Source organism: Streptomyces sp. NPDC102258 (assembly GCF_055584685.1).
The window spans coordinates 1-16,549 of the sequence record NZ_JBVJLO010000048.1 but is presented as its reverse complement, the minus strand read 5'-3'; the positions used below and the strand labels follow the sequence as shown (position 1 = coordinate 16,549).

Genomic DNA, 16,549 nt, shown 5'->3' with positions numbered 1-16,549 from the left:
GTCATCACCAAGGCTGTCCTCACTCTGGAGAGGCAACGCTGAAAACGCTCAGTGTGCCTGTGCCCCGGGCGAACGACGGCCGTATGGTTCGAGGGGGCGACACATCCGGTCCCGGCACCGTGACGCCTTCACCCGCGTAGAGAACACCAGGCGGTCACCTAAGATCTGGCGTCCGCCTCTGCTTCTCGCGTCCCCGTTTCACCGCGTCCGTGATGGCCTTGACGATGATGCCGATGAGGACGACGTCCGTGACCATCTGCCCGGTGACCATCAGGCGCACTGTCTCGCTCTTGGCGGTGATATCGCCGAACCCCACCGTCGAGAACACGGTGACGCTGAAGTAGAGCGCATCGGTGTGCTTCAACGGCTCGCTGAAACTGCCGGCCGAACCATGGGACGTGGCCACGTACGCGCATGCGAAGAGCAGCAGGACGAGCGGAACGTTGATCGAGACGGCCTCCACGGCACGCAGGCCCGGAAAGGACGAGGAGAGGATCGAGCGGACCTGGAAGATCACCAGGATGACGAGGAGCACGAGTCCGACGGCCAGGATCGCTACGACGGCCCCTGTCGAGGCAGAGCCCAGGGGAAGCAGGTAGTACGCCGTCACCAGCACAGCGACGGATGCCAGTGTGCGCAGCAGGGATCGCATGACGATCAAGCCAACGGATCGTGTGCCGATGCGTTCTCCAGAACCGGCGGGACGCGGGCGCACGGTCAGCCCTGCGCCCAGGCGCACGAGTGGTGATGCCAAGGTGCTCGTCTGCGGTGGCATCCATGAACAAGACGATGAACGCCACACTGCCAAGGTCGCTCCGTTGGCGCCGATGAGTGTGGCCACGGCGCGGCGGCGCACAGGCTTCGGTGCCGCCCCTGGCGCCGACGGCTCCGCCGGGGATGGGCCAGGCCGGCGACCCGGGTCGTGCTCGTCGCGTGGTCGCCTTGCGTCTGGCGGCTCCGGGGCCTGGGAGCTGCCCGGTGTCCTCGCGCCGTCCATGAGCATCTCCATCCTCACCGGGCCGCTGGTGGACGCCACGTCCGGACTGTTGACGGCGCTCGGCGAGGACCGGTCCGCCAGGGAGCGGTTTCGGCACCAGCGACCGTCCACGACCCGGCGGCGTCCGAATCGGCGCCGCAGGCCTCGAACGTATGCCGGGTCCGCATGACCGGCGATGTGGACGCGGCTGCGCGGGTGATCGGCAAAACCCGGCCAAGCCGGGCGTGTGGTGCAGCACCACCCGAAGACCTCGAAGAACGCGCCCGGTACGCCGCCCACAGCACCACCACCGGCGATGTCGTACGTGCCGCTCTCCACCGGGTCATCCCGGGTAAGCGGCCCGCTGATGCCGGCCCTGGCCGGGGCCGCATAGGGGCGGTAAACGCGGAGCGTACGCTCCGCCACGCAGACCGCGCCCGCGTGAGGTACCGGCTCGCCACCGTCACCAGATGCCCGAAGGCGTACGCGGACTCGCAGTCGGCGTGCTCGTCGGGCACGGCGGTGAGGTAGTCGGCCAGCAGCAGCGCACCGGACTCACCGATCAACCGTGCCAGCTCGCACCGTTCCCTAGATCCGTCCCTTGCGCTGGGCGTATTCGTCCACGCCGATCACGCGGGGCGTGCCCGTGGGCGGATCGGGGAGCGAGGCGATCAGTCTCACCAGGGTGTTTCGGCTGACCGGCGCCCCGAAGACCTTTGTCATGCGTGCCCCGGCCCGGCCCGCGAGTGCGAGGCCGACCGAGATGAGCGTCGATCGCAGCCGCTCCGTCCGCCGGCCGAACCGGCGGGTGAGTCCTGGCACCTGCTCGGCGAAGGTCTTTCGCGGGCAGGAACTCCCCGCGCAGACGAACCGGCGCACCCTCAATGCCACCACGACAGACTTGCCCGCCGTCGGCAGATCGTGAGGAAACCGCAGATAGGAGCCGTGTATTCGTCCCGACAGGCGCCCACAGTCCGGGCAGGTCGCCTGCCGGGCAGTACTCAGGGCCTCCACCCGGACGGCCATGTCGGTCATCTCGACCGACTCCACCAACACGTTCTCCAGCGAGGAGAACAGCAACTCGTCGAGTTGCGGCCGTACTTCGTTCACGGCGCAGCGCTGTCCCACGCTGTCCACCGGCCGGGCGATTTTCGGGCTATCTCAGCCACCCTCACGAGAAGGTCGACAGGAGCGAGTCGCGGTCGCCTTCCTGTGGTCCAAGTGGGCCGAGCCGGTGGTCGAGCGCGGCACCGACCACGGGGCAGTTCGTGCGGATGACGTCGAGGAAGGCGTTCAGCGCCGGGGAAGGGTCCCGGGCCTGGAAGGACAGGACCAGATCGGGCAGCGGCGTACGCGGGGTCACCTCGCAGAACCACGTGCCCCGCCGTGGGGCCGTCAGCATGCGAGAGGGGCCGAGACCGACGCCCACCCCGCAGGCGGCGAGGCCGATGATGGTGTGGATGTCCCTCGCGACCGTCGCACCGGCGAGCGCCGGGGAGTCCTTGCCCAGGAGGGTCCGCAGCCCGGCGACGACGGCGGGCTCGTCCTCCCCCGGCGCGACGATCAGCGGACGTCGCCGCAGCTGCTCCACGTCCACCGACGACTGACCCGCGTACGGGTGCGTGCTGCTCACGACCGCGACCAGGTGGTCGTGTCCGATCGGGACCGATACCAACTGCTCGGCTCCGACGCCCCCTGGCCGGCCGAGGCCGATCGCCACGTCCAGTTCGCCGGCGATCAGCGCGGCCGTGCTGCGCCTGGTCGCCATCTCGTGCAGTTCCAGCCGCACGTCGGGCCGTTCGCGGCCGAACCGGCCGAGGACGTCCGGCAGGGGTTCGAGCAGCGCCGAGGCGATGAACCCCAGGCGCAGCCGCCCCGTCTCGCCGCGTGCCGCCCTGGCCGCGTCGACCGAGGCCGCCGCGATCTCGTCGAGCGCCCTGCGCGCCCGGGAGAGGAAGGCCGCGCCCGCAGCTGTCGGAAACACCCCCTGGCGGGTGCGATCGAACAGGCGGGCGCCCACTTCCCGTTCGAGGTCGGCGATCTGCTTGGACAACGGAGGCTGCGCGATGCCCAGCGCACCGGCCGCCCGGCCGAAGTGGGCGTGCTCGGCGAGGGTCAGTGCGTACCGCAGGTGCCGCGCCTCCATGTCAGCCTCCCAGCCATATCTCACATGTATCGTCGGCCAGCTTGTCAGATCTTTCGCTGGATGATCGGGGCCGGGTCGCGTGGAATGCGGTCATGACTGATTCCGCCTACCCAGACACCGTCTTCGTCCTCGTGCACGGGGCCTGGCACGGCTCAGGGCAGTGGGCGGCGACGCAGCGCGCACTCGCCGCCCTCGGTGCCGCGAGCCTGGCCGTCGACCTGCCTGGGCACGGCCTCGACGCGCCACTGCCCACCGGATACCTCCAGCCGGGCCAGCCGGGCCTGTTGACCGAGAAGTCCGCGCTCGCCACCGTGACGATGGACGACAGCGCCGAGGCCGTGCTGGACACGCTGCGCCAGGCCCGCCGTTACCGTCGTGTCGTGCTCGTCGCGCACAGTGCGGGCGGCGGCCCCGCGTCCCTGGCTGCCGAGCGCGCACCCGAACTCGTCGACGAGATCGTCTACCTCTCCGCCTTCGTGCCCGCCGGGCGGCCTCGGTTCTTCGACTATCTCGGCTCGCCCGAGAACGCCACGGCCCGGGGCCAGAGCCTCAACCTCGGCGACCCCGGGGAACTGGGCGCCGTGCGGATCAACCCGCTTTCACAGGATCCCGCCTACGTCGAGGAACTGCGGCAGACCCACTACCACGACACCCCTCCGGACCGCTTCGACCGCTGGCGCTCGGCATTGAGCCCCGATCTGCCGCTGGCGATCCCCACCACCGAGGTCATCGTGACTCCACAACGGTGGGGGCGCGTCCCGCGGACCTTCCTGCGCTGCGCGGAGGACCGGGCACTGCCCACGGCCGTGCAGGACCTGATGATCGCGGAAGCCGACCGTGCCGTGCCCGGCAATCCGTTCACCGTGCGCACCCTCCCGGGCAGCCACAGCCCGTTCGCCGCCCGGCCCCGTGAGCTCGCCGCGGCTCTGCTGCCGTGAGCGGCGGACGCCTCGTGCTGCCGGTGGTGCTCAGCGCCACCTTCGTGCAACTGCTCAACGTCACGGTCGCCCAGGTGGCCGCGCCGGAGATACAGGCCGGTCTGGGCGCCGGTCCGGGCGCCGTGCAACTGGTCCTCGCCGGATACACCCTGACGTACGCGTGCCTGCTCATCCCCGCCGCACGGCTGGGCGACCGGTACGGCTACCGCCGCCTGTTCGTGGCGGGCACCGTGGTATTCACCGCGGGTTCGGTGGCCGGAGCGTGTGCCCCCGACGCCGCATCGCTGATCACGGCCCGGCTTGTGCAGGGCGCGGGCAGCGGCCTGGTCGCCCCCCAGGTCCTGTCGCTCATCCAGGCCGCCACCCCCGCGACACGCCGACCGCGCGCCCTCAGCCTGTACGGCGCCACCATGGCCGTCGCGTCCTTGGCCGGGCCGCTGATCGGCGGCCTCGTCCTCAGTGCCGATCTCTTCGGCCTCGGCTGGCGGCCGGTGCTGCTGCTCACCGTGCCGGTGGCGCTCGCCTCGCTGGCCGGAGCGACCGCGCTGCCCCGCACCCGCGGGGCGGACGGACTCCGCGTCGACAAGCTGGGCGCGCTGCAGGTCACCGTGGGAGCCGGCGCGCTGGTCCTGCCCCTGGCGCTGGGGCGGGAAGCGGGCTGGCCCTGGTGGACGTGGGCCGGTTTCGCCGTGGCCGCGGCCGCCCTCGGCCACTTCGCCCGGAGCCTCCCGCACCGGCCTGACCCGCTGATCCATCCCGCGGTGCTGCGTGACCGGTCGGCTCGGAGGGGCACGCTGCTGGTGTTCGTCTTCAACACGGGCGTGCCCTCCTTCACCTACCTGCTCTACCTCCACCTTCAGTCCGCCGTCGGGTACTCGGCCCTGGCGGCCGCGCTGACGGCGGCGCCGTTCGCCGCAGCCGCCGCCGTCGGCAGCAGAGCCGCGCCCGCTCTCACCCGACGGCACGGGCCAACGGTGCTCACCGTCGCGTCCCTAATACTGGCCGGGATGTGCCTGGCGCTGGCCCCGCTCGTCGGTTCGGAGGCGGGACGCCAGGCGGCACTGCCCGTACTGGCCGTCGGCGGAGCCGCGTTCGGTGCCTTCACCGCGTCGGTGTTCACCCTCGTCCTGGCCGAGGTGCACGGCCCCGCCGCCGGTTCGGTCTCCGGACTGCTGCCCACCGCACAGCAGCTCGGCGGATCCATCGGAGTGAGCGCGGCCGGACTCGCCTACTACGCCCCCGCCGCCGATGCGGACACCGCGTTCCGGCACGCCATGCTCTACCAGGTCGCCGCCTTCACGATCACCGCACTGATCAGCCTCCGCCTCCGCGACCGGCCCGGCACCGAGCCCGTGCAGGACACGACAGTCGGAGCGGAGGGGCACGTATGTAAGAGGCCATCTCGACTGGTAGATCGGCGTGCGGGTGACCCGCCGGACTGAGCCTCTCGGCGTTGGTGCGACGATGCGGAGATGCGCGAGGACAATGAACTGATCAACGTCGACGACCCTGCATGGCCGCTCCTTCTTCAGGAGCTGTCCGGCACCGACGTACCAGTTGAGGTACTGCCCGGCGATCCCGTGGCAGGCCGAGCGTCCCTGCTGCAACTACAGGTCTCTGCCCGGTCGAATTTGGGCGGCATCGTACTGAACTGCGGCGGTCTGCGCGTGGACGGTGGATGGCTACGAATCTTCGGAAGCCCGAGCGACGCCGGACTGCCAGGTCTGGTCGAGGTCAACGCGATGCCGTCGTCATTCGATCCTGCATGGCGCCCTGGTGCTGGTCTCGTGGTTGCGCACGACGTGCTGGGCGGGGTCTTCGCCCTCAACGGGGGCAACCCCCGTGAGGCCGGTCGACCCGGCGACCCAGGCGAGATCCTCTACTTCGCCCCTGATGCGCTCGGCTGGGAGGCCTTGGGCGCCGGCCACTCGGCGTGGCTGTCCTGGATCTTCTCCGGAGGACTCCAGGAGTTCTATGAAGGCCTGCGGTGGGACGGCTGGCGCAGTGAGATCTCTGTGCTGGACAGTCGCCAGGGACTGTCCTTCTTCCCGCCATTGTGGTCGGCTGAGGCCCGCCAGGATCTGTCGGCGACCAGCCGTCGCGCGGTGCCCATGGCGGAACTCCTCGGCGTAAGCCGCGACTCGTGCCTTCAGTTCGACGGCACTGACCCGGGCTTCCTCGGAGTCGTATGAACCGGCTCACCCGTCCAAACGCCGATAGCAGATGAGGGTGGCGGCAATGCCGGCGAACGCGAGGAAGTGTTCGGCCTTGCGCTCGTAGCGGCGGCGCAGACGGCGGCATCCAGTGAGCCAGGCCACCGTTCGCTCCTCTGTCCAACGGTGGCGGCCCAGGCGCTGAGAGGATTCGATGCCCTTCCGGGCGATGCGTGGGGTGATGTTGCGGGAGCGCAGCCACCTTCGCAGGCGGTCGTAGTCGTACCCCTTGTCAGCATGGAGTTTGGCGGGCCGCCGTCGACGCGGTCCGCGGCGGGAGCGGATAGGCGGGATGCCGCGGACGAGGGGATCGACGCCCTGGCTGTCGTGGGTGTCCGCGGCGGAGATCCCAGTCGAGAGGGGCAGACCGGATCGCTCGGTGATCAAGTGGATCTTTGAGCCCTTCTTGCCGCGATCCACGGGATTCGGACCTGTCAGGTCCCCCCTTTGAGGGCCCGCATGTTCACGGAGTCGACCGCGCACCGAGACCAGTCCAGATCTCCGCGTGCACCGAGTTCGTCCAGGACCGGGGGTGGAGCTTGCCCCAAACCCTGGCTCGGCTCCATTCGGTGCACCTGCGGTGCGCGGTCGTTCCAGACGGACCGAACGCCGGAGGTAGCTGCCGCCAGGTACAGCCCGTCGTGGCCACGAACATGATCGCCGTCAGCAGCTCGCGATCCCCGTGCCGCTGTCGGCCGCCACCCTGCGGACGCACCGGAGCAGCCGGGACCACCCGCTGAAACAACTCCCATAACCCGTCCGGAACCAGACGCTCCACCCAAGTCATCACATCAGACAGCGTAGTGATCATGCCAGTTGAGATGGCCTCTTGAACGTTATGGCCAGGTTCTGCGCGGCGTTGCCGTCCAGGAGTAGCCCGTTGCGCAGCAGCTGGAAGACCACGGACGGCGGCGCGGAGGACTCCGGCATCGACCGCTTGGGCAGGGGCCGCTTACTCAGCGGAGAGGCGAAGATATCGACGGCCGGATCGGCCGTCGGCTTCTGAATGTCGTGGAGAACCACCAGTCACCTCACAGCCATCAGTTCCACATGGGACATTACGGACACAGCCAAGGAGTCGGCAGGAGGACGTACTCCATCTCGGGCATGACCGGATGAGTGAGCCGACAGCCTCTGTGTCGCGACGATCTGCAATCCCGCGACCGTCGGTGGCGGCGTAGCGGCCATACGTGCCGTCAGGCGACCAGCTCGTAAATGCCCGTCGCCGTCAGCCACAAGCCGGCGATCAAGGAGAGCGCGACGATCACCCGGTTCTGGTTCTGCGCGAGCCAGGTTCGCAGAGCGTTCAGCCTGGCACTCGCGACCGCCGGCGCCCGGACCGTGTACAGCTCCATGACGATGAGGCCGAGCGTGGCCAGCAGGCAGTAGCCGATCAGGGCGAGCCAGTCACCGAGAGAGGAAAGGTCCGCGGTGACGACCGTGGCGGCGCCGGCACCGACCAGAGCCCAAGGCTGCAGCAGCCAGGCCAGCGCGGCGACCGTGGCCAGTGAGGCGCGGTCCACCCGGGCGGTCCAGCGCGGCGGGCCGTGGGGGCGCGGCGGCCGACGACGCCGGTGCGCGCCGTACAGCACCAGCCCCACACCGAAGACGAGCTTCACACACGCCGCGGCCGTCGACGGCGCACTGTGGCGGGCCGGAGGCTCACCACCGGTCAGCAGCAGCACGCACGCGATCACCACGACCAGGTTGGCGAGCCACGACAACAAGAACGCCAGGCCCTTGCGGACACCATGCCGCGAGGTGAGCAGCAGGATGAAGGCACTGTTGTGCATGGGTCCCAGAGTGATGGCCGTACCGATCACGAGCAGGTCGAGCACCATCAGTGCAGTCACTCCCAGAGGTCGAGGCCATCTGCTGTCTTGGGACGGAAGAAGCGGGAAACGGGGTCGAGATCCGCGGCGCCGCAGGCACCCACGACCCTCCTTGGCCGACAGTGACCGGAAAAGCGTGATACACCGCCCGAAGTCGATACGGAGCTCTCACACCGCACTGCCCGGCGCGTGACCGCTTCGATTCTGCTCTCCTCACTACCACAGGTGTGGGGCGTCATGGCGCGCGAGTGCGTTCTCCCGCAGGTCCGGCGTGACGCGCAGTGTTCTGGTGAACCATGCCCCGTAGCGGTTGCCCAGGAAGGGAGCTGATGCTCCGTGAAGGATGACGCTCAGGCCCACGGTCACGGCGATGACCTCGCTCAGCAGGGTTACCCCGGGCAGATCCTCTTCCAGGGCGAGCAGGCCGAACACGAGGGAAGCGAGCCCGCGCGGACCGAACCAGCCGATGTAGGCAACGGAGGCGGGACGCAAGCCGGTGCCGACCAAGGCGAGTGCGACGGGCAGTATCCGGATGATGGTAAGGCTGAGCAGTGCGTAGACGACGACCCGCCACGTCAGGTGCTGGAGCGCGGGTCCCAGGATGATCGCGCCGAAGACGAGGAAGCTCAGCGAGGCGAGTAGGAGGCCTAGGCGTTCGGTGAACATGGTGCTCCGCGCGGGGTCCGAGTCCTGGGAACGGACGCCAAGGTCTGCGGGTGTCCGGCGCAGGTGGATGCCGAATGTCAGGCCGGCGGCCCAAGCACCGATGAAGCCGCTGCCCTCGCCCATGGAGCACAGGACGTAGGCGATGACCGGAACGGCGAGTACGAGGAACTGCCGCCAGTCGGAGCTGCTCCACCCTCGTGAGAGCGTCCAGCGCAGCAGACTCGCTCCAATCCAGCCGACCGCGACTCCGATGGCGCCGCTCAGCAGCAGCGCCCTCAGGAACGTCTCGGCCGCACCCGGATGGCCGTGCTCCTCATCGGCCGCCGCGAGCGCCAGTACGAAGAAAGGAAGCGCCAGACCGTCGTTCAGACCTGATTCGACGGCCAGACCGTCGCGGGTCAGCGGTGGCACCTGCTTATTGGAGAAGGCCTGCTGCCCGAGCGCGGCGTCCGTCGGGGCCAGGACGATGCCGACCAAGGCCAGCTCCCAGACACCCAGGCCGGGCAGCAAGGGCCAGGCGACCAGCCACCCCAGAGCCATCGTGACCGGCAGGCCCACAGCGAGCAGCCGCAGCGGCAAGAACTCCTCTCGGCGCAGGTCCCGGGCCCTGATCCCCGCCGCATCGGCGAACAGCAGGAGCACCAGTGCGCTTTCCAGCAGCGTCCGCGTGACCTCGGGGTCCTTGGCCTGGTCCAACAGATCAAGGCCCAGCGGGCCGAGCGCCAGACCGAGCAGCATGAAAATCATCGGTCCCGAGAACACCGTGGTGGACAATCGCCGTGAGAGTGCCCCATAGCCGATGACCACACTGCCGGCGATCACTACGGCCCAGCCGTTCATCCGCACTCCTCACACCCGGCATTCATCGCCGACAGGGCGGCCACGCCACGGGCAGCGTGCCGGGGCTCCCAAAAGCGCCCTCCCTCCTTACGCAAAGAAACGAATTGTGACTTTATGGCGCTGCCGGTCAGGCGCCAGGGAAAGGCTCTCCCGAACGCGCCGAGAACACACCGGTCGGCCGAACGCGCGTCGACCAAACGAGCCGGACTTGGCCGACGACGCTGCCGACCTCCGCAGGGCCCCCGCATCTCGGCCTGTCTGGTCCCCATGCGGCCTCGCCGACAATTGTGCCCCTTGAATCACAATCTGCTTACGCGGATCCGATCGGGTGCTTCCCCTCACGTTGGCTGCGCCCCACTTGCTGGATTCTTTGCTGGTGAAGATGATTCTCCTGTCGGGGTCTGCTCCGCGTCTGCTCCGCGTCGGCGTTCCGCCACGGATATCCCGACGCCAAAGCCTGCCTGGTGGCATTTTTTTCGAATTGAATGTCACTTCAGGACCCCTTGTTGCCCGAGCGTTGGAATCTCCGAATTGCTCATCCCGATCCCTGTACTGGGCGCCTTCACCCTTCGACTCACGGGAGGCGATAAAGGAAATACCGCCACCGCAACCAACGCATTCCTCGACACCGATGATGATCCGGGGTGTCACGGTGCTCGGGGCGGCGAGCATCGGCGCGCTGCGGGCGGCCGAGCTGGCGCCGTACGGGATGGTCGGCGTCGGCAGCATCTACCGCGCGTACGCGCGCGGGGACATCGACGGTGACGACGAAGTCGCGGTCGGGCAGGCCCCGGACGGTGCGTTCGGCGCGCTGACCCGGCCGCTGGTCAACCTCTGGCACGCCCTGGCGCCGCACCCTCCGCGCCGGAGCGGAGCAGCTCGGCGACCGGTCCGTCGGGGACGCCGGCCTCGTTGTGCTCCAGCACGGGAACGTTCAGGAAGAACAGCCGATCGGCCCTCGCCCTGCGCCACTGCGCCCGGGTCACGGACCGCCGGCGACGGGCCGGGCCAGGCCGCTGATCAGTACGTCGATCCCGAGCGCGAGGCGGGCGGCGGCCGGTCCGGCGGCCAGTTCGGCCGTGCTCGCCGCGAGGTGCGGATGGCGGGCCGGGTCCAGTGTGGCGAGGCGGTCCGTGATCGCGCTGCGGGCGTGCCGTGCGTCCAGGGCCTGCTGAAGGGCACCCGGGCCGTCGCCCCCGACGGCGGCGGCGCCGACCTCGTAGGTCACCGCGCCGATGTGCAGGGCGATCAGGTCGCAGCCCCAGGCGGCGCGCTGCCGGGGGACCCCGCCGGCCAGCAGGAGGCCGAGGATCCGGTCGAAGAGGTCGAGCCAGGCCGGGGTGGTCGGGATGTCCCCGAGCGAGACGCGGCCGATGCCGGGATGGCCGTTGAGCGCGTGCACCACGTCGATGACGAGCGTGACCAGCCGGTCTCTCCAGTCCTCCCCGCCCGTCAGGGGGCCGGCGGGAGCGGGTGGGGCCGGCACGTCCGGCAGCGGGACGGTCGCGACCACGGCGTCGAGCATCAGGCGCAGCAGTTCATCGCGGTGGGAGACGTAGACGTAGAGCGAAGCGGGGCCGGTGTCGAGTTCCGCGGCCACCTTGCGCATCGTCACCGCGTCCACCCCTTCGCGGCGCAGGACGCGCAGTCCCGCCTCGACGACGGCCGTCTCGCTGAGTGCGGGCTTGGCGGGGCGGGAGCGGGTGCTCTTGCGGGGTGCGGTCTGCATGCCCGGCAGGTTGCTTCAGCGAAGAGTCGGTTCGATCTGACGGGCCGCCCGAGCCTGTCCGCGCAGTACATCGCGAGGGTATCCACAGCTGGCTTCGTTAGTGCTTCCTGAGCCGCCATGAGCTGCAAGTAGGGATTGTCACGTGGCCTGTCACCAGGAAGGTCTCCCCACTGCTCCCTGCCTGCCTCTGTCTCAAGAACGTGGTTGAGTCTCCGCCGGTCAGGCAGCCAGTACTTCTTACGGATCATCCATAGTCCGCGAGCGACCGTGGCGGCGTGGACCTCCAGGACGCTCCCCAGCAGGTAGGCGCCGAAAGTGCTAGCAGCTAGCGCGGCCGGCTTCCCCATCCAGTCCACGACGCCGTAGAGCAGGCTGAGAGGTTCACGCACTTCGGCTTTGGTCGGGATGCTACCTCCGACCATCAATAGCAGTGCCAACAGGTAGAGGTAGCCGGTGGCCAGCGGAGTGCGAAGCCCCCGGATGCCGGGGAGCAGGGAGGCAAGCACGCATTTATGGTTGCGTCCATCGCCTCCCGAGGCGGACGGACACGCAGAGCGTTGGGGCGCCCAGAACGAATTGCAACCGCGCCCTTGTCCCGTCCCAGCCCCTCAGAGTCCGGCGACGAGTGCGTTGGTGCAGTTAACAGGCCATTTCGCGCACGGTCCGGCCTGGCTCGGGGCCCAGGTCACGACCTGTGGTCGGGGTGTGGGGGTGGGGGAGGTCATGGCGGGCTCCTGGATGCGGCGGACTCTCCTATTCCATCTCGTGTTCGATTTTTCTGCCCAGCTCTGTCCTGTCGAGCGGCGTGGTTGTGACTGAGCACCGTAGATGGCCCAGACGGACAAGTTCGATGCACAGTTCCGGGCCGCACCAGTGCTCCGGCCGTGCGACCCCCAGCAGTGGCGCAATTGCTCGTTCAGGGGGTCTTCCGTGCGTCGCCCACCTGCCTGGGCTTGAGGCCGGAATGATCACTTAGGCCGACGTGATCGGTGTCCGGCTTTATCGAGGAGAGGCTTGCATGATCAGCATCGAAGAGGCGCGAAGAAGGTTATTGCCGAGGAACTGGGATGCGAGATGGAGCAGCTGAGGAACAACCGCATCTCGCTCGTCTACCTCGGGATGGACGAGCTGGCCAGGCCAAATCTGGTAAATGCCTTGGAGGAGGAGTTCCAGGCGGATATCAGCGACGAGGTGGGCGACAGCTTCGCCATCGTCCAGGACGTCATTGACGCCATGACTCCCTCACGCGGCTGAGGCCAGCGGCGGGCGGGTGCCCGAGCCGACCGCGAGTCCGCATCCGCGCGTAGCGTTGCTGGTGTCCGGAGCGGTCTCCGGAGCCCTGCGCGGCGCAGAGAGATGAGTCGTTGCCGAGAGCGACGGGCTGCGCGCCCAGCGCTTGGCGCTCGCCGAAGCCTTGCAGTCCTGACGTACACCCGCGGGGTGGCATCCCGACCGGCGCGCGGCCCGAAGCACTGGCGCGGCCCGGAAACTGTGCATCGAGATTGTCCGTCCGGCCATCTGTCGTGCGCAGTCCGAGGGAGGTGGCGGGGGTGGTGCTCAGTCCGCCGGTGGAGCCGATGTTGGCGCAGGCTGCCGAGGTGATGCCGCCGGTGCGTCCGCTCGCCTCGAAGGTGGCGTATGAGCAGAAGTTCGACGGGTACCGGGCGCTGGTGTTCACCCCGGCCGGGCCGGGTGGGCGGGTGCTGCTCCAGACCCGCCGAGGTTCCCTGGTCCAGGGCGCGTTCCCCGATCTTGTCGCCGCCGCCGAGGCGCAGCTGCCTGACGGCCTGGTCCTCGATGGCGAGCTGCTGGTGTGGGACGCCGGGGCCGGCGCCCTGTCGTTCGAGGGGTTGCAGCGCCGGGCCGCCGCCCGCGCCGGCGGCGCCGCTGGCCTGGCCGCGAAGCTGCCGGCCTTCTTCATGGCGTTCGATGTCTTGCAGCAGGGCAGCCGGGAGCTGCTCGACCTGCCCTATGTGGAGCGCCGCGCCGGTCTGGAGGCCCTGTTCGCTGACCATGGCCTGACGGCCCCCTGGACGCTGTGTCCGATGACGACGGATGCGGCCAAGGCCCGGGAGTGGCTTCAGTCGTGGACGGACGTGTCCGGCGTCGAAGGCATCGTGGTCAAGCCCCTGACCAGCCGATACGAGCCCGGTCGCAGAGGTGCGTGGACCAAGGTCAGACGTCGGGACACCACCGAAGCGATCATCGGCGCCGTCACCGGCACCTTGACCCGCCCGCAGCTCCTCGTCCTCGGCCGCCACGATCACAAGGGCCGGCTCCGCGCGGTCGGCCGCACCGTCCCGCTGCGCCCGGACGCGGCCCGCCTGGTCGCCGCACACCTGACGGCCTCCGGCCCCGGACACCCCTGGACCGGGGTGCGGTTCGCTTCGACGTGGGGGAGCCGCGACGTCCTGGACGTGCGCCTGGTCCGCCCGGAGCTGGTGGCCGAGGTCAGCGCTGATACCGCCGTGGACCGAGGCGGCGTCTGGCGCCACCCCCTGCGCTTCAAGCGGTTGCGCATGGACGTCACGGTGGAGGACGTTGCCCGGTTCGGGGAGGGCTCGGCCGCCGCAGCCAGCTGACCGTGGCTGGGCCGTTGATGTGCGATTGGCGCGTGTTTCGTGGTGCGTTCGGTGCGTGAGGAGTACGACGAGTACGCGGCTGCGGGCCGGCTGCGGGCTCCTGCCCGGTCAGGCCTGGATCTCGTTGAGGAGCAGGCGCAGGGTGAGGCTGTGTTTTTCCGGGGGGAGGGCGTTCATGGCGGTGGTGGCGTGTGCGATGCCGCTGGCCTTGTCGCCGGAGCGGGCGAGCACCAGGCCGCGGTGGAGTTCGAGGTGGGTGGCGAAGCGGGGCAGGGATGCCGGGAGTGCGGCGAGGGCCTGGTCTTGGGCGTCGGTGGCGGCTTTCTCGTCGCCGAGGCGGGCCAAGAGCAGGGAGCGGAAGACGTTGAGCCGCCACCAGGGGACGGCGTAGTCGGAGGTCTGCTCGTGGGAGCCGGCCGCGTCGAAGATCCGCCGTCCTTGGGTGTCGAGGGTGCGGGCGGTGTGGTGGTCGCCTCGGAGGGCGGCGGCGTGGGCTTTGCCGTAGACGGCGTTGAGCAGGCCGAGGGAGGGCCGGTCGCCGCCGATGGCGAGGGCCTGGTCCGCGAGGATGTCCGCGACGCCGAGGGAGGCGCCTTCGTAGCCGAGGGCGATGGCAGCCCGCCCGCGTACCCACACGCGGCTGTCGATGTCACCGGACTGGTCGGCGGCGGTGGCGGCCATGCGGTACCAGCGCACGGCCGCGCTCCCGTCCGAGCCGGGGAACGTTTTCGCGTACAGGGTCATGAACCGGGCGGCGGCCGACCACAGGCGCGGGGTGTCGAGTTGCTGTTGGATGACGACGAGTTCGCCCGCGACGCGGCGTTGGATGTCGGCCGCGCCCATGGACATGTAGTCCGTCCCGTACGCGGCGAGCTTGGCCTCCCATGCCTCCGGCGAGGGTCCGCGGGCCAGGCGGGCGGCGAACCCCCGCGCCAACAGGTCGGAGGCGACCACGGGTGCTATGGCCGTGCCGGCCGCGTCGGTCAGGAACGTGCGTCGCATCATGGGGTCCTCCAGGACGGCTAAGGGCACATCCAGCACCCGCGACAGCGCCGCGAGATAGAAGCCCCTCGGCGCCACTTTGCCGCGCTCCCACCGCGCGATGTACTCCCGGTCAACGACGTCCCGTTGACGGCGTTGATCTCATCCGCCGGACGCCCCCGTCAGGTTCGCTTTCCCTCCAGCCTCGGCATGACGAAGCCCCGGCGCTCTGCGCCGGGGCCTCACCCTCATGCGCCGGTCAGGACAGGAAGTTCTTCTGCCACTGGAGCGAGTTCATGATGATGTCCCGGACGGCGGCGGTTGTCGAGCAGATGCAGCGGGAAGCGCTCGGAGCGGGTGTATCGGTGGCGCTGCCGGAACGGATACGTGCTGCGTAGTGCCGCGGGTTCCTTCCCAGGCGCGGCACCCGGCCTAGCGCCCGTAGTCCTAGACCTCCTTCGCGAGGCGGGCTTGGGACCTGATGGTGAAGTGCCACCAGCTCCTAGCTGCTCAACGCCGCGGATATACGACCACGCTGTACGCATCGGCGTCTCCGCCAAGGTAGACCGCCTGGTCCTTGAGAATCACGGTGGGCACTTTGGTGTCACGGGCCAGCGGGGTGATCGTCCCGGTGGGGATGGAGAGGCTGATGGGGGTCGCGGTATCGCCGACGCCCGCATGACCGTAGGCCGTCCCGTCGTTGTCGATAGCCGTGAAGACGGCCTCCTTGGTGTCGGTTGTACCCGATGCGCAGTATCCCTTGCCGGTGGACAGGTCGAAGGCCAGTACCCCATACACGAGGTAGTGCTGGTCGGGCGAGAGCGCGGGATGAACGTTTTCAGGGTCGGATCCTCCCGGAGAGCTGACCGCTGTCTCACACGTAACGGACGCCTTGACTGTGCCGGTGGATGTGTCATGTACCGCCCAGACACGCTGGCCAGTCTCTTCCCCGCCGTCATTCTTGGTCGGCCATCCCGCGATCGCCAGGTCGCCTACGGCCGTCAGCCGCGCCAGGTCGCCACCTCCGGCCACATAGGCGCCGGGAGGAACGTGCGAGCTGTCGTACCATGCGCCGGGCACCCAGAATCGGCCTCCGCCGCCTTGGACCAGCGGGCCGCGCGGCGTGACGCCCACGGGTGTTCCGTTGCTGCAGCCCCAGCACAGGTTTGGATCTGGGGCCTTGCGGATTTCGTCGCTGGTGTAGGGCGTGACCTTGCCGGTTGCTACGTCCACAGCGGTGATGGCTTGGTGTTCACCGGTGTAGGCGAGCAGGGAGCCGCCGTGGGCGGTCGGCAATGGGTCGCCCGTCTCCTGCGCGGGGATGTCGATAGTTCGCGTCGGAGACAGCGTGCTGCCGGAAGCATCTGCAGGGTAGACCGCGATACGGACCGTCGGCTTGCCGTTGGTCAACGGGCCCTCGCCGGGGGTTCCACTGATCGACAGCGCGATGTATTCCTTCCCGCCGGTGGTCACGATCTCCGGTCGGGGTAACTCGTGACGGACAGAGTCGAAGGGCCACCACGGCTTCGTGGACCAGCGGATCGCGCCGGTTCCCAGATCCTTCGCTGTCAGGATGTAGCCGTCCTTGGCCCCAGTGAGCGTTTTCAGCGTGGTCACTGATCGAGTGACGCCGGTGAGGTTGAGGT

At 69.2% G+C, this 16,549-nt stretch carries 14 protein-coding genes and 2 pseudogenes; 6 read left to right on the top strand and 10 right to left on the bottom strand.

Annotated elements, in window-relative coordinates; translation table 11 throughout:
• Positions 1 to 154 precede the first annotated feature (154 nt).
• The 3 genes from ACZ6ZT_RS34640 to ACZ6ZT_RS34630 form a co-directional block, all read right to left on the bottom strand.
• A complete protein-coding gene (locus tag ACZ6ZT_RS34640) occupies positions 155 to 775 on the bottom strand; it encodes a potassium channel family protein (RefSeq protein WP_469724406.1) in 621 nt (206 codons plus the stop codon).
• Between the two features lie 789 nt (positions 776 to 1,564).
• Complete coding sequence (locus tag ACZ6ZT_RS34635; protein ID WP_469724404.1) at positions 1,565 to 2,086, bottom strand: transposase family protein; 522 nt, start codon at positions 2,084 to 2,086, stop codon at positions 1,565 to 1,567.
• A gap of 61 nt (positions 2,087 to 2,147) precedes the next feature.
• Positions 2,148 to 3,122, bottom strand: a complete 975-nt coding sequence (locus tag ACZ6ZT_RS34630; RefSeq protein ID WP_469724402.1) for a LysR family transcriptional regulator — start codon at positions 3,120 to 3,122, stop codon at positions 2,148 to 2,150.
• Between the two features lie 92 nt (positions 3,123 to 3,214).
• Here ACZ6ZT_RS34630 and ACZ6ZT_RS34625 point away from each other — a divergent pair, with 92 nt between their 5' ends.
• Genes ACZ6ZT_RS34625 through ACZ6ZT_RS34615 form a run of 3 tightly spaced genes read left to right on the top strand, consistent with a single transcriptional unit; the run spans position 3,215 to position 6,252 of the window.
• Positions 3,215 to 4,060, top strand: coding sequence for an alpha/beta fold hydrolase (locus ACZ6ZT_RS34625; protein WP_469724400.1), 846 nt, complete (start codon positions 3,215 to 3,217; stop codon positions 4,058 to 4,060).
• On the top strand, positions 4,057 to 5,502 hold the full coding sequence (locus ACZ6ZT_RS34620; protein ID WP_469724398.1) for an MFS transporter: 1,446 nt from the start codon (positions 4,057 to 4,059) through the stop codon (positions 5,500 to 5,502). The genes ACZ6ZT_RS34625 and ACZ6ZT_RS34620 overlap by 4 nt, the downstream gene beginning before the upstream one ends.
• Before the next feature lie 30 nt (positions 5,503 to 5,532).
• Positions 5,533 to 6,252 (top strand): DUF2625 domain-containing protein, encoded by a 720-nt coding sequence (locus tag ACZ6ZT_RS34615; protein ID WP_469724397.1) that lies wholly within the window; start codon positions 5,533 to 5,535, stop codon positions 6,250 to 6,252.
• A 6-nt stretch (positions 6,253 to 6,258) separates the two neighbouring features.
• Here the strand turns inward: ACZ6ZT_RS34615 and ACZ6ZT_RS34610 are convergent.
• From ACZ6ZT_RS34610 to ACZ6ZT_RS34595, 4 genes and pseudogenes are all read right to left on the bottom strand, one after another.
• Positions 6,259 to 7,060, bottom strand: a pseudogene (locus ACZ6ZT_RS34610) (IS5 family transposase).
• Between the two features lie 20 nt (positions 7,061 to 7,080).
• Entirely contained in the window at positions 7,081 to 7,296 is a 216-nt protein-coding gene (locus tag ACZ6ZT_RS34605) for a hypothetical protein (RefSeq protein WP_469724396.1), read from the bottom strand.
• Positions 7,297 to 7,469: 173 nt separating this feature from the next.
• Positions 7,470 to 8,114: a GAP family protein gene (locus tag ACZ6ZT_RS34600; RefSeq protein ID WP_469724394.1), complete on the bottom strand. Its 645-nt coding sequence runs from the start codon at positions 8,112 to 8,114 to the stop codon at positions 7,470 to 7,472.
• A gap of 207 nt (positions 8,115 to 8,321) precedes the next feature.
• On the bottom strand, positions 8,322 to 9,611 hold the full coding sequence (locus ACZ6ZT_RS34595; protein ID WP_469724393.1) for a cation:proton antiporter: 1,290 nt from the start codon (positions 9,609 to 9,611) through the stop codon (positions 8,322 to 8,324).
• A 382-nt stretch (positions 9,612 to 9,993) separates the two neighbouring features.
• Between ACZ6ZT_RS34595 and ACZ6ZT_RS34590 the strand changes: the two are divergent.
• Positions 9,994 to 10,449, top strand: a pseudogene (locus tag ACZ6ZT_RS34590) (TfuA-like protein); the annotation flags it as partial.
• A gap of 144 nt (positions 10,450 to 10,593) precedes the next feature.
• On the opposite strand, the gene ACZ6ZT_RS34585 reads toward ACZ6ZT_RS34590, so the two are convergent.
• Entirely contained in the window at positions 10,594 to 11,340 is a 747-nt protein-coding gene (locus tag ACZ6ZT_RS34585; RefSeq protein WP_469724391.1) for a TetR/AcrR family transcriptional regulator, read from the bottom strand.
• 1,014 nt (positions 11,341 to 12,354) lie between these two features.
• On the opposite strand from ACZ6ZT_RS34585, the gene ACZ6ZT_RS34580 reads away from it, so the two are divergent.
• The gene (locus ACZ6ZT_RS34580; protein WP_469724390.1) at positions 12,355 to 12,594 is read left to right on the top strand and encodes an acyl carrier protein; all 240 of its coding nucleotides are present in this window, start codon (positions 12,355 to 12,357) and stop codon (positions 12,592 to 12,594) included.
• Positions 12,595 to 12,890: 296 nt separating this feature from the next.
• Positions 12,891 to 13,922 (top strand): ATP-dependent DNA ligase, encoded by a 1,032-nt coding sequence (locus ACZ6ZT_RS34575; RefSeq protein WP_469724389.1) that lies wholly within the window; start codon positions 12,891 to 12,893, stop codon positions 13,920 to 13,922.
• Positions 13,923 to 14,030: 108 nt separating this feature from the next.
• Here ACZ6ZT_RS34575 and ACZ6ZT_RS34570 read toward each other — a convergent pair whose 3' ends face one another.
• Positions 14,031 to 14,927 (bottom strand): XRE family transcriptional regulator, encoded by an 897-nt coding sequence (locus ACZ6ZT_RS34570; protein WP_469724407.1) that lies wholly within the window; start codon positions 14,925 to 14,927, stop codon positions 14,031 to 14,033.
• Between the two features lie 486 nt (positions 14,928 to 15,413).
• The coding region (locus tag ACZ6ZT_RS34565) for a hypothetical protein (RefSeq protein WP_469724388.1) at positions 15,414 to 16,549 on the bottom strand (1,136 nt) is incomplete at its 5' end.

Excerpts from the sequence above, each read along its gene's own strand:
- ACZ6ZT_RS34600 (WP_469724394.1), bottom strand. The coding sequence starts at position 8,114 with ATGGTGCTCGACCTGCTCGTGATCGGTACGGCCATCACTCTGGGACCC.
- ACZ6ZT_RS34585 (WP_469724391.1), bottom strand. The coding sequence starts at position 11,340 with ATGCAGACCGCACCCCGCAAGAGCACCCGCTCCCGCCCCGCCAAGCCC.
- ACZ6ZT_RS34630 (WP_469724402.1), bottom strand. The coding sequence starts at position 3,122 with ATGGAGGCGCGGCACCTGCGGTACGCACTGACCCTCGCCGAGCACGCC.
- ACZ6ZT_RS34595 (WP_469724393.1), bottom strand. The coding sequence starts at position 9,611 with ATGAACGGCTGGGCCGTAGTGATCGCCGGCAGTGTGGTCATCGGCTAT.
- ACZ6ZT_RS34570 (WP_469724407.1), bottom strand. The coding sequence starts at position 14,927 with ATGATGCGACGCACGTTCCTGACCGACGCGGCCGGCACGGCCATAGCA.
- ACZ6ZT_RS34615 (WP_469724397.1), top strand. The coding sequence starts at position 5,533 with ATGCGCGAGGACAATGAACTGATCAACGTCGACGACCCTGCATGGCCG.
- ACZ6ZT_RS34640 (WP_469724406.1), bottom strand. The coding sequence starts at position 775 with ATGCCACCGCAGACGAGCACCTTGGCATCACCACTCGTGCGCCTGGGC.
- ACZ6ZT_RS34625 (WP_469724400.1), top strand. The coding sequence starts at position 3,215 with ATGACTGATTCCGCCTACCCAGACACCGTCTTCGTCCTCGTGCACGGG.